The following is a 15,683-nucleotide window of genomic DNA, read 5'->3' on the forward strand; positions in this document are numbered from 1 at the left end:
TCCTGGAATCCGATGGAAAAACACTTTCACTTTGCGTTGCCCGCGGCGGGAAGCTCGATGCGGGAAAGCCCTGCCGCGCCGGTCACGATAGCCTCGCTGCCATGCGTCATCAGGCCGAAGACCGCGCCGGGCACGGGCGTGGCGACGCGGCTGAATGTCTCGCCGTGATCGGTACTCACCAGCAGTTCGCCTGCCTGCGTGCCGAGCAGCAGCCGGCCATCGGCAAGTTGCCCACTGGCCAGCACGCTCGCGCCCGTCGGCAAGGCGATCTTCTGCCATGTCTGGCCGTTGTCGACTGTGCGGAATGCGTTACCCAGTAGACCGTAGGCAATCAGCGTCGACCCGCTCGAGGCCATGCCAAAAAAGCTGCTTTTCGACGGCGTCTTGAGCGCAACAAAGCGCTCCGCGCCCTCGTCGAGTTTGAGAAGAAGGCCCTGCTCGCCGGCAATGTACAGCGTCGACCCGATGCGCCGGATGGTGTGTAGGTTCAGCGCATTCGGGTTGTCAACGCGGTCGAACCATGGCTCCCAGGTTTTGCCGCCGTCCTTGGTATGGAAAATAATATTGAAGGAACCGACCACCCAGCCGGAATGGTCGTTGTCGAACCATACGTCGAGGAATGGTCGGCCTCCCATGTCAGCCAGAAAGCGTGCGGCTTCGTCCTGTGCTGTCTTTAAATCCGGTGAATTGCCCGTCTGGTGGGAGTAGAAGCTCTGCATCAGCTTGGCCGCCTGGATGCCGTCGAGCTGCTTGTGCCACGTGGCTCCGCCGTCTGCACTGTGCAAGACCTGGCCATCGTGTCCCACTGCCCAACCTTGCTGCGGCGTTGCAAACATGACTGAGACCAAATCCGAACTCACCGGGCTTGGCGCCTGCCGCCAATGTGCGGCGTCGTCGTCAGACAGAAGAATCACGCCACGCGGTCCGACGGCAACCAGCCGCTTGCCTGCCAGCGCGACCGACATCATGGGTTCGTGGGCAGCGTTTGGAGCTGCCGCGGCGGGGGTATTGATCGGGTCGTGAAAGGCTGCGTTGGCGTTGCCGGTTACGAGACACGCAGCGGCCACTAGCGCGAGCGTGACGACCGGGATAACCGAGACAAACGCGCGAGCTGTTCTAGGGCTCATTTAATCTCCTTGCACCGTCACGGCAAACAAGGTGCCATGACGGTCTGTCTCATCTTATTTGTTCTGGTGGTGCGCGGTGATGGCGGCCCAATCATCGCGCGCCGTCCATTGCCCTGCCTTAACGGACACCAGTCGACTGCATCCGATCCGGCGTGAAGTAATCCCTGGGGAAGGTCACGTTGAAGAAGATGCCCGGCGACTCCGCAGGATGGCTGCCGAAGATATAGATGCCACTGCCGAAGTCATAGAACCAGTTGCCCAGCGAGTATGGCACTTTGTAATCGTAGGCGGGGACCGTGGTTTCGAATCCGCCGCGGTAGAGCTTGCCGGATTGGTCGTAGGCATCCATCGCACCGCCACCGCCATCTTCATCCATGTACATCATTTTCTTGCTGTACACGTGACGGACATTGGGCTTCAGCTTCAATTCCACGACCCACACCCGGTGCAACTCCCAACGCGTCGTATCGGGATTGACGAACTTTGGCGTGAGAATCTTGCTGGCGGGTGTTTCATACTGCTGCTTGTAGTCGTTGTACGGAATGTACATCTCCTTCTTGCCAACAAGCGTCATATTCCAACGGTCCAGCTTGCCGTAGAACAACTGGATGTCATCCATGGTGATGGCGCCGGAATACCCCGGGTTCGGCGTGTCATAGGCGAGATCCGGTGCGACACGCACGCGACGCTGGCCAGGACTGTACATCCACGACTGCTGGTCATGGTCCGCGGTATCCATGAAGTACCAGAAGAGCGTCGTTTCGCCGATCAGTCGTGCAGGGGCGGCATAGTCGTTGAACACCTGGTACCAGATTGCTTCGCCGCCTTTCTTCTTAAATTCGTCTTCGTTCTTGATGTCGAAGTACGGGTAGCTCAATGAACTCTTGAATTGAGCCGCAAGCGTCGAGTTCCCGGCGGTGTCGACCAGGTAGGTCTTGACCGTATTCCTCTGAAAGGTGCCTACGTAGCGCAGTTCCCAGTCCCAGATTGCTTCCTGACCGGTCTTGGGCACAGGGAACGGTTTGCCGCCGAAAGCTCCGGTGAGAAACAGGCCGTTTTTCTCCAGCTTCGCGGTCGACGCGTTCTTCTCCGAATTTGCCAGATACCAGTCCGGATAAGACGCGCTGCGATGCGTCGGGTAAATGTCCATCCGGTAGGTTGGATAGCGTTTGAAAAGCTCCTGCGCGCTAGCGCTCAGTTTGTCCGCGTACTGCTGATAATTTTGCGCCGTGATTTGCAGTACCGGCTTCTCATCGGGGTAGGGATCGGCCCACTTGCCGCTGTTGGCCTTGAAGCCCGCCGGCATCGTCGTGAGGCCACCGGAATAGGCGGGGATGGTGCCGTCCTTGTTACCCGCAATCTCGGCTCCGAATGGCGTCATACCTGATTCTGCCGCGAGTGCTGTAACGCCAGCGAAGGGAACCGCGCAAAGCGGTACGGCAACTGCGAGTGCCTTGACGAGTCTTGATATACGTTTCACAACTGTCTCCATCTGTTTTAGAACGTAGTCTGGTAGGTAATCCCAAGCCAGGATTTGTCGCTATACGGTGCGCCGACGGCCGTCGCCGCACCGCTGCTCGAGAATCCCTTCTTGTTCGTATAGTACGTGTACGTGATATCTATCTCGTGCTTGTTGTGGATGTTGAAGTCCAGCCCAATCAGGAACGTATTGAAACCCTGCGATTCCCCGGCGTTGTTGATCACCGGTGAGTAGCCCTTCAGGTTCAAGTTGATGAAGAGGGGCATGGTGAGGTCGACACCTGGAAACACCTGGTACCACTGCGGGCTTGCACCGATACCCATACCCATCCAGAATCGCGACGCGCAGTTGTTGTACGGATTGTTGCCACTGCCCGAGCATTGTGCTGACGTATCGTAGCCAGACAATGCGAGATTGCCCGGATTGCTCTGTACAGACATCAATCGATTGAACGCGAACTCACCCTGTATAAACATGTTGTCCCAGAAGGGCGTCTTGCCGACAGACTCCGTCAGGTTGAACAGCCCGTGCAACGTGCGACCCGTCGGGGCATTGTTGATCGTCGTCGTGCTCGTGGGGCTCAGCGGCATATTCCAGCGATAGGAAATTTCAGCCGCATACGCGGCATTGCCAAGAGGACCGTTGATACCGGCGCCGACCAGGTTGACGTTGTTACCGTATTGCGCCTGGATACCGGGCAGCGTGACCGGACCTAGATTCACGCCACGGCCGGGCGCCACCAGCGCGGCCCACGGGAATTTCATGGCGAAATGCCGGAAGGCAACTTCCGCCGTGCTGCCGATCGCGTCGATGCGCCACTTTCCGTCGACGCCTATGTCACCCTGCTGGCCCTTGATCGGGGCAACCCGGTTCAGCGGCACGGGCCCGAGTCCAGGGATCTCTGTATAAGCGGCCACCGGCGGTCCGTACAAAACAGCGTCCGCGCCACCGAAATATGTGCCGCCTTCGGGAATGCGGTCGTAGTCCCACTCGAACGTGTACTGAGCCGCCAAGGTAATGGTGTCGGTCAGCTTGGTCGACACGACAGTTTGAGTGGTTGGCAAAACCACTTCTTTCAGCGACGCGCTGGGGCTAATCGTTGTTTTGTAGAGATCGATCGGTTGCTGGGCGAATGCAATTGAGTTTGTGCCACCGATCGTCGCGAAAGAAGCCTGGCCCCAGGTAATGGCGGTGCGGCCTAGCTTGACGTCGACGGGGTGGTCGCCGAGATTGAACGAGCCAAAGGCAAATGCGTCGCGCAACTCGCCGCTGGGACCCCCGTAGTATTTGTCGATATAGCTCGTGTAGGTATTACCCGGGTAGTTCGGCAGATTGTTGGGCGAAGGCAAGGACGTGTTGTTGCTGACGTGGCTCCTGTAGCTTGGGTCGTACCACGCGGCCGCACTCACGCGGAAACCCCAGTTGTCCTTGTACTTGAAGTCGAACTCGCTGTATAGGTTCAATCGAGCTTGAATCGTGCCGAATTTTGAGGTCGAGAGGTCGCTTTCGTCGTAGGTCGGGCTGTTCGTGTAGAAGCCGTCGCGGCCTTGCAGACGCATGCCGTAATCGCCACGCACGGTGTTGTCCCAGTGCATATCAATGTCTGGGTTCGGCGTAGTGATCTCGAAAGCCAAACCGCTTGTGCTGTAGAGCCCGCACACAGCCGCCAGGCAGGTGGTCCATACGGCAACGCTGATTTTCGTGGGCCGCGGCCGGTAGTGTTTCATGTTGTCTCCTCTACGTTGAATTTTCGGCCTACTGCTCAGATGTCCGTTTAAGCCTGCGGAACTTCGTCCGCTCTTTTTCAACTTTCGATGGAGTGAGGTCCACCGTTGACCGCTGCTTTTGGCTAACTGCGTCGTCTCTGTTTCCGGACATGCCTATCGACTGCCCTGAATCGAAATATGTGAATACTGTTCGTAAATATAAACACGCATTTTGGGGTTGTCAACGTCGTTCATGGCGGTAGTTTCACTACTGCGGGCCATGCGGCTCGTCAGATCAGCAGGTAACCGCCGTCCACGGTGACGAACGCGCCAGTCATGTAATCAGCCAGTCCGGTGCTAAGGAAGTAGACAACTTTTGCGATGTCGTCGGGTTCGGCGTAACGGCCAAGGGTGGATCGAACGGGAACGTCGGCAATGGCTTCGGGGGCGATGCCCAGCACGGCCATGATCCCGGGCGCCGCTTCGTTTGCGCCCGGAGTGGCAACGCCGCCCGGCGCGACCGCATTCACGGTTATGCCGTATTTGCCGAGTTCCTTCGCGAGTGACTTTGTCATCATCGCGACGCCGCCTTTCGCCGAATCGTAGGGAACCAGGCCGCCGACCGGCAGCACTGCATCGACCGAAGAAATATTAATGATCTTGCCGCCACGTCCGGCGGCGATCATCTGGCGAGCCGCTGCCTGCGCCTGAAAGAACACCCCCTTGAGGTCAATATCGAGCACGGAATTCCACAGTTGTTCGTCGATCTCCATGACAGGGCGCGGGGCGACCAGCGCGGCGTTGTTCACGAGGATGTCGAGTGTGCCGAACTGATTGAGTGCGGTGTCGACCGCCATCTGAGTGTCTGCAACGCGGGCGACGTCGGCTTTGACAGCCAACGCCCGCGCGCCCGTATCCCGGATCGACTGCGCGGTCTTTTCTGCAAGGTTGCCGTTGATATCGCAGATGACGACGGCAGCGCCGGCTTCGGCGAGACGTCTTGCAATCGCCTCGCCGATTCCCTGTGCCGCGCCGGTTATGAGGGCGGTTTTGCCATCGAGATCGAGGAGGGAAGTCAACGTCTTTGTATTCATATATGCACTCTCTGAAGTGTGGACGGCGCGCGTTCCGCTGCGTGGCTTCGCAAGCGACATCCGCGCAAAGGAAAGGCTAGACCACTGACATCGGGAAGCAGAGGATCTCCGACACACCGCCGTCGACCATTAGCATTTGGCCGTTCATATAAGAGCTGGCTTCGGACGCGAGGAATACGGCCGCGCCGCCAAGTTCTTCGGGGCGCCCCCACCGTCCAACGGAAATGTGCGAACGCACGATTTCCTTCATTTGAGGGTTCGACGTGACGGGCTCGGCCATATCGGTCATGAAGTAGCCTGGGCAAATGCCGTTGCAGCGAATGCCGTGGCGGCCCAGTTCGGCGCCGAGCGACTTGGTGAGGCCGGCCACTGCGTGCTTGCTTGCCACGTAGGCCTGCAGTTTTTCCCGTCCAAGGACCGAAACGTACGAACCGACATTGATGATGCGCCCGTGTCCGTGCGCGATCATCGCTGGAGATATCTGCTGCGCGAGCAGATAGGCCGCCGTGACATTGGTGTCCATCGTGCGCTGCCACATGGCCGGTGTTGATTGCAGAAAATCGGACCACTCGCAGATACCGGCATTGTTCAGCAGTATGTCTATCCTTCCGTGACGCGCGAGGACGTTCTGTACGGCGGCCGCGATGCCGGCTTGATCGGTGAGATCGAACGGCTCGAAGTCGACTTGTTCGCTACCGGCCCCAGTGGTGCCGTGAATGGACCCGGCGGCAGTTTCCAGGCTGTCGCGGGAGCGGGCGGCAAGCACGACGGTCGCGCCCGCGGACGCGAGTGCGCTCGCCATCGCGAAACCCAGACCACGTGACGCACCGGTGACGAGTGCAACCTGACCATCGAGAGAGAATAGTTTCATTGGCACGTCTTCCCCGGGAACGAGCGCCGATCCGATGGCTGGCTTTGCGTAGGCATCGGTCAACGGGAAATTGGAACATACGAACGATGTTCTACATTATGAACAAAATGGAGCGGTTCGCGAAATGGGGTATACGCGAGGGCAACCGGCTCGGAAGCGCACGATTCGAGCATGGCGATCCGGTTGCAACCGACCGGCAAGCGCTAGGCGTGCTGAATCACGATTTTGCCGAAGTGGCGCTGACTCTCCAGGTGACGTAGAGCGTCGGGCACGTCGGCAAAGGCAAAGGTTGAATCGATCACGGGTTTTAGCCGATGGAAATCGATTGCGCGGTTCATGCTCTCGAAATCCTGGCGGGACCCTACGTGAATCGGGGCGATAGCAAGGCCGCGCATGAAGAAACCATCACCGGGCGAGGGGGCGCCGGTGAGCATTCCCACCACACTGATGCGGCCTCCTTTCCGTGCGGCGGCGACCGATTCGGCGAAGGTCGCCGCGCCCCCAACCTCGACGACGAGGTCGGCGCCATCGCCGTCTGTCTGTTCCAGCACGGCATCCGCCCAGCGTGGCGTGTCGCGGTAATTGATGGTCGCATCGGCGCCCAGTTCCGCAAGCCGTGCGAGCTTCGCGTCGCTCGACGAGGTGGCGATGACTCGTGCGCCGAAAAGCTTGGCGAATTGCAGTGCAAAGAGCGAGACGCCGCCGGTTCCCTGCACCACCACGGTTTGCCCCGGCAGCAGCGGCCCATGCTCGCACAGCGCGTTCCAGGCAGTCAGGGCCGCGCATGGCAGCGTTGCCGCTTCTTCGTCCGAGAGGTGCTTCGGTATTGCAACGAGATCTTCTTCGCCCAGCAGCACCGTGTCGCGCAGCATGCCTTCGACGATTGCACCGCGTCCCAGCGTGTCCGAGTGTTGCGGCAGCGTGCCGCCAACCCAGTTCTCGTAGAAGGTTGCTGCAACCCGGTCTCCGGGCTTCACGCGGCGCACGCCCGGGCCGACGGCGATGACCGTGCCCGCACCGTCAGAGACGGGAATGTAGTTCGGCTGCAGCCAGGCGCCGAGCGCACCACGCATAAAGAGCAGTTCGCGAAAATTGAGCGAACTGGCATTCACTTTCATTATCACCTGATGTGGCCCCGGTGGCGGCAGATCCGGTTCCTCGCAGAATTCCAGCCCCGTAATGCCTTCAATGCGAGCGCAGCGATAAAGCTTCATGGTTGCCTCCATAGCCGTCCATCGCTGCTTGGGATTGCTTCGATGGACCTTTGTTGTCGTTGACAGTAGCGAAAGATGTGGTTCAGAATATAGAACATTGTTCATAAAAGCGTCTGGAGCGTCAATTGAAAATTCTTGTCGCGGTGAAGCGGGTGATCGATTACAACGTGAAGCCCCGTGTCAAAACCGACGGATCTGGCGTTGATCTGGCCAACGTCAAAATGGCCATGAATCCGTTCGATGAAATCGCGGTGGAAGAGGCTGTGCGGCTAAAGGAAACTGGGGTCGCAACCGAGGTCGTTGTGATTTCGGCTGGCACTTCGCAGTCGCAAGACGTCTTGCGCACAGCGCTGGCGATGGGCGCCGATCGGGCAATTCTGGTAGAGACGGCGACGGATCTGCAGCCGCTCGCCGTCGCGAAGCTCATGGCGGGAATCGTCGAACGCGAAGGGCCGCAACTGGTGCTGCTCGGCAAGCAGGCGATCGACAACGACGCCGGCCAAACCGGTCAGAAACTCGCCGGATTGCTTGGCTGGCCGCAAGCCACGTTCGCCTTTAAAACGGAGGTCGCGGACGGCGTGCTGAGCGTGACGCGCGAAATCGACGGCGGGCTCGAGCGCGTCGCTCTCGATCTGCCCGCAGTCGTCACCACGGATTTGCGCTTGAACAGTCCCCGCTATGTGACGTTGCCCAACATCATGAAAGCGAAGAAGAAGCCGCTCGATACGCTGACGCCTGAAGCACTCGGCGTGGACGTGACGCCGCGTCTGACGGTACTGGAAGTGACCGAACCGCCGCCGCGCAAGAGCGGAATCATGGTGTCCGACGTCGAGACGTTGATCGAAAAACTTCGCAATGAAGCCAAGGTGATCTGACCATGTCCATTCTTGTTATTGCAGAACACAACAACGCGTCGCTGCACCGCGCGACGCTCAATGCGGTCGCTGCCGCGACGCAGATCGGCGGCGATGTTCATCTGCTGATTGCCGGCCACGAAGCGACTGGCGCCGCGGCCGACGCTACGAAAGTAAGCGGCGTGACCAAAGTTTTGTACGTGGACGCCGAAGCATATGCGCACGCGTTGCCGGAAAACCTTGCGGCGCTGGTGGTGTCGCTGGCGCAGCCATACAGCCACGTGATCGCCGCATCGACGGCCGTCGGCAAGAATTTCATGCCGCGGGTCGCCGCGCTGCTTGACTGCGCCCAGATCTCTGAAGTCGTTGCCATCAAGGCAGCGGATACCTTTGTGCGGCCAATTTACGCCGGCAACGCGCTCGCCACGGTCAGGTCTGTCGATCAGGTCAAAGTGTTGACCGTCCGCACGACGGCCTTCGACGCCGCTTCGTTGGAGGGCAGCGCGCCGCTCGAATCCGTGCCGGCCGCAGCGCCCTATGAACGCGCGCGTTTTGTCGACCAGGAACTGACTAAATCGAGCAGGCCCGAACTGGCGGCTGCCAATATCGTCGTGTCTGGCGGGCGCGGCATGCAGAACGGCGATAACTTCAAGCTCCTCGACGCGCTCGCCGACAAACTCGGCGCGGCAGTCGGCGCTTCGCGCGCCGCGGTTGATGCGGGATTCGTGCCGAACGACTATCAGGTCGGGCAAACGGGGAAAATCGTCGCGCCTCAGCTTTACATTGCTGTGGGCATCTCCGGGGCGATCCAGCATCTGGCCGGCATGAAGGATTCAAAGGTCATCGTTGCGATCAACAAGGATAACGAGGCGCCGATTTTCCAGGTCGCCGACTACGGCCTTGCGGCCGATCTTTTCGATGCAGTGCCCGCGCTCACGGAGGCGCTGGACTGACGTTGGACCGGATTGACAATGTTCTTCCCGTCGGCCTAGTATTTTGAACGACGTTCATATATACCCACCGCTGCGCGCCGAAGCCTCAATCGGCCGGGGCGCCAGAAACGAAGAATCCAGGATCGGCATGCAAGCCGGCGACACCATGAAGGAGATATCAATGGGTGACACGAGTATCAGTTCGGTTGAGCAAGCTGTCCGCCTCGATTTTGTGCCCAAGGATAGCTACCTCTCGAAGCAGTTCCTCGACGAGGAGACGCGAAATTTGTGGCCGCGCGTGTGGCAGGTAGCCTGTCGGCTTGAAGAGATTCCGGGCATCGGCGACTACGTCACGTTTGACGTAATCGGTGAGTCGATCATCGTGGTGCGCACTGCTGCCGACCAGATCAAGGCCTATTACAACGTCTGTCAGCATCGCGGCCGGCGTCTGACGAACGGCTGCGGCAAGGCGGCGAAGTTTCATTGCAACTACCATGGGTGGCAATGGAACCTTGACGGAAGCGTCGCACGCGTGCTCGATCGCAGCGATTGGGAGGGCTGCCCCGACATGGCCGACGACGATCTGCACTTGCAGGAAGTCCAGGTGGATACATGGGGGGGATTCGTGTTCATCAACATGGATACCAACGCCGAGCCGCTTGCAAAATTCCTTGAGCCGGTTCCGGAAATCACGAACTGCTTCGAGTTCGAAAAAATGCGTTACCGCTGGTACAAGTCGATCCGGCTGCCGTGCAACTGGAAGGTCGCGCTTGAGGCGTTCAACGAGGGCTATCACGTCTCGGCAACGCACCCGCAATTGCTCGACGTCGCCGGCGATGATGTCACCCGCAGTTTTGCCTATGGACGCCACGGAATGTTCGGCTATGCGACAGCGACGCGCTTCATTGGCGCTCCGTCCTCGCGTACCGGCAAACCGATGCCGGAAGACGTGCGGCAAGGGCTGGTCAATTTCTTCAAGGTGATGGAAGACACCCTGAAGGCCATCAATTCCGCGCGTGACTACGAAGCGTCCAAACGTCTGCTGACCGACATGGCGCCCAGTGGCAATCAGTTTGAAGTTCTGGCGAAAGCCATGGAATTCCAGCGCGAGGCCGCCGTCGCGGAAGGTGCGGGTTGGCCCGACATCTCTTTCGAGCAGATGGGGCGAGCGGGTGCCGACTGGCACGTGTTCCCAAATCTTATTTTCCTGCCTTACCCGGACGGTGCGCTGTTCTATCGTGCGCGTCCCGACGGCGACAATCCCGATTCCTGCATTTACGACATCTGGTCGCTGGTTCGCTACGCGCCGGGCGCTGAGCCGCCGCTCAAGCGTGAGTTTTACTACGGGGTCGACGACTGGAAGCAGAACGCGTTGGAGAATTTCGGCCTGATCCTGTGGCAGGACTTCCAGAATATGACGAACGTGCAGCAAGGGATGAAATCGCGTGGCTTCAAAGGATCGCGCACGAATCCGCTGCAGGAGACCTCGGTGTCCAATTTCCACCGCGCGCTGCGGGAATTCATCGCGCAGGGGAATTGAGCATGAGTGCCTGGGATGCAACCTATGACTTCGTCGTTGTCGGCAGCGGCGGCGGCTCGATGTGCGCCGCGCTCGCGTGCAAGACAGCGGGCAAAGAGGCGCTAATCATTGAAAAGCAGTCGAAGGTAGGTGGCTCGACGGGGTATTCCGGCGGTGTCTGGTGGTTGCCGAACAATCATGTGATGCGACGGCACGGCGTGCGTGACTCATACGAGCGCGCGCGGGAATACTTCGATGCGGCAGTCACCTATCAAGGGCCCGGCACATCGCCGGCTCGTCGGGAAGCCTATTTGCGCACGGGTCCGAAGATGGCTGAATTCCTCGAACAGCAGGGCATGCAGTTCGTCTATGCGGACGGATGGTCCGACTACTACGACACATTGCCTGGTGGCGAGCCTCGTGGGCGCTCACTGCTCGCAAAGTTATTCGACGTTAAGGAACTGGGTGAATGGGCGCCGAGGCTTTCGCGCTACAAAGGCGTGTCGATTCCCGCCAATTCGAACGAATTTCCAGAGCTTTTCCTCCTCAAGCGCACATGGGGTGGCAAACGCAAAGCGATGCAGCTCGCGGGCCGCATGCTGTATCAGAAGCTGACCGGTAAAGAGTTGGTTTCGAACGGCGCGGCGATCCAGGGCCGCATGCTGCAAATAGCGCTGCGTGAAAACATTCCTATCTGGACCGAAACACCGGTGCGCGATCTCATCGTAGAGAATGGGCGCGTGGCGGGTGTGATTGCGATGCGCAGCGGACGTGAAATGCGTGTGCGTGCTCGCGAAGGCGTGCTGTTGAATACCGGCGGGTTTTCACACAATGCCGAAATGCGCCGTAAGTATCAGCCGCAGCCGTCATCGAGCGACTGGACAAACGCCAATCCCGGCGACACCGGCGAGGTTCTCGAAGCCGCTGTCGCGATTGGCGGTGCGGTGGATTGCATGGAAGAGGCCTGGTGGGTCGTGACGTCGCTTGGGCCCAACGAAACGCTGCCCGAAGGCGCGCGCGCGCCCGACGGCTCGCCGCTGCCGTTCATGCACCACCTCGATCTTTCGCTGCCGTTCTCCATCATGGTCGACCAGGACGGCCGCCGCTTTTGCGACGAAGCCGGTGCCTATATGGAGATCGGGCAACGCATGTATCAACGTCAGAAGGAAACCGGTAAGGCTGTACCGAGCTGGGTGGTGATGGACAGCCGTCAGCGCAAGTACTACCCCTGGGGCACGGCGATGCAAGGTCAGATCCCGCAGCAATGGCTGGACAGTGGCTACATGATCAAGGCCGGCTCGATTAGCGAGCTGGCGCAGAAGTGCGGTATCGACGCTGCCGGCTTACAGGACACCGTGACGCGCTTCAACGGCTTTTGCAAATCGGGCGTGGACAGCGATTACGGACGCGGTTCACGTGCTTTCGATCGCTGCCACGGCGACCCTACGATCAAGCCGAATCCCAACCTCGGGCCCATCGAGCAGGCGCCCTTTTACGCAGTCCGTATGTATCCGGGCGATGTTGGTACGGCGGGCGGGCTTGTCACGGATGAATATGCTCGCGTGCTGAAAGAAGACGGTTCGCTGATTCCCGGGCTGTATGCGACAGGCAACTGCACTGCGTCCGTTGTCGGCCGTTGTTATCCTGGCGCGGGCAGCAGTATCGGCGCGTCGTTCGTTTTCGGTTACATCGCCGCGCTGCATGCCAGCGGCACACAAACGATCTGGTGATCGAAGGAGACCTTCGCATGAAAGTCCATCAGCCGCCCAGCAGTGAAGTACTGGTCGATATCTATCGGCGTATGACACTTATCAAGCAGAACGACGAGCGGTTTCGCGCAGTCATCAAATCCGGCAAGCTCGTCATGCCGTATTACTCGCCGCGCGGGCAGGAGGCGATTCCATCGGCCGTGTCGGTGTGTCTCACCGACGAGGACTACATCTGCACGATCTATCGCGGCGTGCACGACATGATCGCGAAGGGAGTGCCACTCAAGGATTTGTGGGCCGAGTTCGGTGGCCGCGTCACTGGCACCTGCAAGGGCAAGGGCGGCCCCATGCACGTTACCCATCCGGCTTCCGGCGTGATGGTGACGACGGGAATTGTCGGCAGCTCCATGCCTATTGCGAATGGTCTCGCGCTGGCCGCGCAGATTCGTGGCGAACCACGCGTGGCAGTCGCCTATTTTGGCGACGGCGCCGCCAACATCGGCGCGTTCCACGAGTCGCTGAATATGGCGTCGGTCTGGAAGCTGCCGGTTGTTTTCGTGTGCCAGAACAACGGTTATGCCGAGCATACGAAATACGCGTATGGAACCTCGGTGCCGAACATCGCGCAGCGCGCCGTGGCGTATCAGATGCCGGGCATCACCGTCGATGGTAACGACCCGATCACGATGCATCGCGTGGCGCGCGAGGCGATCGACCGCGCCCGTGAGGGCGGCGGTCCGACGTTGATCGAAGCCAATACATTCCGCTTTCACGGCCACGTGTTTGGCGACCCGGATGCCTATATGGACCAGAATGAAAAGGCGGCGTGGGTGGCAAAAGATCCGGTGCCGCTCTTCCGGGCATGGCTGATCGCCGCGAAACATGCGACCGAAGTCCAACTGGCGGAGATGGAGGCGAACCACAACGCGGAAATCGACGCGGCTGTCGAGTTCGCGCTGGCGAGCGACTATCCGGACGTCGCCGAACTGCGGCGCGATATCTTTAAAGACGAGGTGCTGGCATGAACCAGGCGCAGACTGACATCAATACGATCCAGGCCGTCAATCTTGCGCTTGACGACGCGATGGCCGCCGACGCCAATGTCATCGTGCTCGGCGAAGACGTGGCCGACGGGCAGGAAGGCGGCATTGTCGGCGTGACCAAAGGGCTGTCGACGAAGTACGGCACTTCGCGCGTTCGATCGACGCCAATCTCGGAGCAGGCCATCATCGGCGCGGCGATTGGCGCGTCGATCGTCGGAATGCGTCCAGTCGCCGAAATCATGCTGATGAACTTTACGACGGTCGCGATGGACATGATTGTCAACCACGCCGCCAAGTTGCGCTTCATGTCGGGCGGCCAAACCCATGTGCCGCTCGTGATCCGCACGATGACGGGTGCAGGGTTCGGCACTGGCGGCCAGCACGCCGACTATCTGGAAGCATGGTTCGCGCACGTCGCGGGCATCAAGGTAGTGGCGCCGTCCACGCCCGCCGACGCTTACGGCCTGATGCTTTCGTGCATCGAAGACGACGATCCGTGTCTCTTCATCGAGAACATGCCGACCTATTGGAATCCGGGCAAGGCGCCCGAGCGCGGCGTGCGAATTCCGCTCGGCAAAGCGAACGTGGTCCGCAGTGGCACGGATGTGACCGTCATCACCTATAGCCGCCGCGTGCACGACGTGATGGCTGTGGCCGAACAGCTTGGTGCAGCAGGTATCTCGTGCGAGGTGATCGATTTGCGGACGATTTCGCCGCTCGACACCGAGACTATCCTGACCTCAGTAGCAAAAACGGGCCGCGCCGTCGTTGTGCACGAGGCGGTCAAGCCATTTGGAGTCGGCGCGGAAATCGCGTCGCGCATCTATGAATCGCTGTTTCGTGAACTGAAGGCGCCTGTGCAGCGGGTCGGCTCGCAGTTTTGCCCAGTCCCATTTTCCAAGCCGTTGGAAGATGCCTTCGTGCCAGGGGCCGCTGAGATCGAAGCAGCGATCCGCGCGACACTCGATGACACAGGTTCGAAGTCTCCATCCCGGTTTTCCCAATCTTAAAGAGAGCACTTATGTCCACGCAGGTTTTGCTTCCGAAACTGGGCTTTTCGATGAACGAAGGCACGCTGACTGAATGGCTGTTGGAAGACGGTGCGAGCGTCACTGAAGGGCAGGCGCTCTATGCGCTGGAAAGCGACAAGTCAGTGCAGGAAGTGGAGTCGCCGGCTTCGGGGACGCTGCGGATCGTTGCGCAGATAGGCGAGGTGTATCCGGTCGGTACGGTGCTGGCGGAGATCGTCTGATTCGTCGGTTCTCCTTTACGTTGATTGAACCAGTCTAGCGAGGCATCCGAAATGAGCGTCGAATCCGTTTCCGCCCCACCACCCGTGGCTGCGCCCGCAGTTGTCAATGGTTCGGCGCCGGCCGGTATCGGCGCGAATCTTCCCCCGTGGCCGCAGGTTGACTTCGCCGAGTTTGGCGAAGTCGAGGTCAAGCCGGTCTCACGCATACAGAAACTGACGGGCGCGTTCCTGTCGCGCAACTGGCTGACGATTCCGCACGTCACGCATCACGACGACGCCGATATTACGACGCTTGAGGCCTTCCGCAAGGCGTATAACGATGGCGGACCCGCAATAAAGCTGACACCGCTGGTGTTTCTCATCAAGGCAGCGGTTCGTGCGTTGCAGGAGTTCCCGCAATTCAATGCATCACTGGACGGTGACGGCAAAAACCTCGTGCTGAAAAAGTATTTTCACATTGGGGTCGCGGTGGACACGCGTTTTGGTCTTCTGGTGCCGGTCTTGCGCGACTGTGACAAAAAGAGCGTTCTGGAACTGGCGGCCGAGCTAACGGCGGTGTCGCTCAAGGCGCGTGAGAAAGGCCTTTCGATGGCGGAAATGTCGGGCGGCTGCTTCTCGATCAGCTCACTGGGAGGGTTTGGCGGCACCGGCTTCACGCCGATCATCAACGCCCCTGAAGTTGCCATTCTCGGGGTGACGAAAACCCGGCTGACGCCCCAGCCCTCCGACGACGGCGGTGTCGACTGGCGGAAGATGTTGCCGCTTTCGCTGAGCTACGATCATCGGGTGATCAACGGTGCGGACGCAGCTCGCTTCACGGCGTTCATAGCTGCGATGCTGGCAGATCCGCAGGCGCTTGCGGCCTGACATTCGAGCGTCAAA

At 59.7% G+C, this 15,683-nt stretch carries 14 protein-coding genes; 8 read left to right on the forward strand and 6 right to left on the reverse strand.

All coding sequences use genetic code 11. From position 1 onward, the window contains the following. Positions 1 to 26: 26 nt before the first annotated feature. From B0G69_RS36340 to B0G69_RS36365, 6 genes are all read right to left on the reverse strand, one after another. Positions 27 to 1,127 (reverse strand): YCF48-related protein, encoded by a 1,101-nt coding sequence (locus tag B0G69_RS36340; RefSeq protein WP_121324883.1) that lies wholly within the window; start codon positions 1,125 to 1,127, stop codon positions 27 to 29. A gap of 118 nt (positions 1,128 to 1,245) precedes the next feature. Then, positions 1,246 to 2,607 carry a DUF1329 domain-containing protein gene (locus tag B0G69_RS36345; protein ID WP_121324884.1) on the reverse strand — a complete coding sequence of 454 codons (1,362 nt, stop codon included), beginning with the start codon at positions 2,605 to 2,607 and terminating at the stop codon, positions 1,246 to 1,248. A gap of 17 nt (positions 2,608 to 2,624) precedes the next feature. Next, a complete protein-coding gene (locus B0G69_RS36350; protein WP_121324885.1) occupies positions 2,625 to 4,334 on the reverse strand; it encodes a DUF1302 family protein in 1,710 nt (569 codons plus the stop codon). A 269-nt stretch (positions 4,335 to 4,603) separates the two neighbouring features. Next, positions 4,604 to 5,407, reverse strand: coding sequence for a glucose 1-dehydrogenase (locus tag B0G69_RS36355; protein WP_158609041.1), 804 nt, complete (start codon positions 5,405 to 5,407; stop codon positions 4,604 to 4,606). A gap of 76 nt (positions 5,408 to 5,483) precedes the next feature. After that, positions 5,484 to 6,341, reverse strand: a complete 858-nt coding sequence (locus B0G69_RS36360) for a glucose 1-dehydrogenase (protein WP_241991655.1) — start codon at positions 6,339 to 6,341, stop codon at positions 5,484 to 5,486. Positions 6,342 to 6,481: 140 nt separating this feature from the next. Next, the gene (locus B0G69_RS36365) at positions 6,482 to 7,492 is read right to left on the reverse strand and encodes an NAD(P)-dependent alcohol dehydrogenase (protein WP_121324888.1); all 1,011 of its coding nucleotides are present in this window, start codon (positions 7,490 to 7,492) and stop codon (positions 6,482 to 6,484) included. A gap of 125 nt (positions 7,493 to 7,617) precedes the next feature. Between B0G69_RS36365 and B0G69_RS36370 the strand changes: the two genes are divergently transcribed. Genes B0G69_RS36370 through B0G69_RS36405 form a run of 8 tightly spaced genes read left to right on the forward strand, consistent with a single transcriptional unit; the run spans position 7,618 to position 15,668 of the window. Next, positions 7,618 to 8,367, forward strand: coding sequence for an electron transfer flavoprotein subunit beta/FixA family protein (locus B0G69_RS36370; RefSeq protein WP_121324889.1), 750 nt, complete (start codon positions 7,618 to 7,620; stop codon positions 8,365 to 8,367). Between the two features lie 2 nt (positions 8,368 to 8,369). Beyond that, entirely contained in the window at positions 8,370 to 9,299 is a 930-nt protein-coding gene (locus B0G69_RS36375; RefSeq protein ID WP_121324890.1) for an FAD-binding protein, read from the forward strand. A gap of 43 nt (positions 9,300 to 9,342) precedes the next feature. Then, the gene (locus B0G69_RS36380; RefSeq protein WP_241991656.1) at positions 9,343 to 10,818 is read left to right on the forward strand and encodes an aromatic ring-hydroxylating dioxygenase subunit alpha; all 1,476 of its coding nucleotides are present in this window, start codon (positions 9,343 to 9,345) and stop codon (positions 10,816 to 10,818) included. A gap of 2 nt (positions 10,819 to 10,820) precedes the next feature. After that, positions 10,821 to 12,527, forward strand: coding sequence for an FAD-binding protein (locus B0G69_RS36385; RefSeq protein WP_121324892.1), 1,707 nt, complete (start codon positions 10,821 to 10,823; stop codon positions 12,525 to 12,527). 17 nt (positions 12,528 to 12,544) lie between these two features. Beyond that, positions 12,545 to 13,531 carry a thiamine pyrophosphate-dependent dehydrogenase E1 component subunit alpha gene (locus B0G69_RS36390; protein ID WP_121324893.1) on the forward strand — a complete coding sequence of 329 codons (987 nt, stop codon included), beginning with the start codon at positions 12,545 to 12,547 and terminating at the stop codon, positions 13,529 to 13,531. Beyond that, positions 13,528 to 14,559, forward strand: coding sequence for an alpha-ketoacid dehydrogenase subunit beta (locus B0G69_RS36395; protein WP_121324894.1), 1,032 nt, complete (start codon positions 13,528 to 13,530; stop codon positions 14,557 to 14,559). Before B0G69_RS36390 ends, B0G69_RS36395 begins: the two co-directional genes overlap by 4 nt. An 11-nt stretch (positions 14,560 to 14,570) precedes the next feature. Further along, positions 14,571 to 14,801: a lipoyl domain-containing protein gene (locus B0G69_RS36400; protein ID WP_106285290.1), complete on the forward strand. Its 231-nt coding sequence runs from the start codon at positions 14,571 to 14,573 to the stop codon at positions 14,799 to 14,801. Positions 14,802 to 14,852: 51 nt separating this feature from the next. Continuing rightward, positions 14,853 to 15,668, forward strand: coding sequence for a 2-oxo acid dehydrogenase subunit E2 (locus tag B0G69_RS36405; RefSeq protein WP_121324895.1), 816 nt, complete (start codon positions 14,853 to 14,855; stop codon positions 15,666 to 15,668). The last annotated feature ends 15 nt before the right edge of the window (positions 15,669 to 15,683 follow it).

Source organism: Paraburkholderia sp. RAU2J, from assembly GCF_003634845.1.
GTDB lineage: Bacteria > Pseudomonadota > Gammaproteobacteria > Burkholderiales > Burkholderiaceae > Paraburkholderia > Paraburkholderia fynbosensis.

Coding starts and splice junctions, on each gene's coding strand:
- B0G69_RS36385 (WP_121324892.1), top strand. CDS start 10,821: ATGAGTGCCTGGGATGCAACCTATGACTTCGTCGTTGTCGGCAGCGGC.
- B0G69_RS36355 (WP_158609041.1), bottom strand. CDS start 5,407: ATGAATACAAAGACGTTGACTTCCCTCCTCGATCTCGATGGCAAAACC.
- B0G69_RS36350 (WP_121324885.1), bottom strand. CDS start 4,334: ATGAAACACTACCGGCCGCGGCCCACGAAAATCAGCGTTGCCGTATGG.
- B0G69_RS36365 (WP_121324888.1), bottom strand. CDS start 7,492: ATGAAGCTTTATCGCTGCGCTCGCATTGAAGGCATTACGGGGCTGGAA.
- B0G69_RS36400 (WP_106285290.1), top strand. CDS start 14,571: ATGTCCACGCAGGTTTTGCTTCCGAAACTGGGCTTTTCGATGAACGAA.
- B0G69_RS36340 (WP_121324883.1), bottom strand. CDS start 1,127: ATGAGCCCTAGAACAGCTCGCGCGTTTGTCTCGGTTATCCCGGTCGTC.
- B0G69_RS36395 (WP_121324894.1), top strand. CDS start 13,528: ATGAACCAGGCGCAGACTGACATCAATACGATCCAGGCCGTCAATCTT.
- B0G69_RS36375 (WP_121324890.1), top strand. CDS start 8,370: ATGTCCATTCTTGTTATTGCAGAACACAACAACGCGTCGCTGCACCGC.
- B0G69_RS36390 (WP_121324893.1), top strand. CDS start 12,545: ATGAAAGTCCATCAGCCGCCCAGCAGTGAAGTACTGGTCGATATCTAT.
- B0G69_RS36405 (WP_121324895.1), top strand. CDS start 14,853: ATGAGCGTCGAATCCGTTTCCGCCCCACCACCCGTGGCTGCGCCCGCA.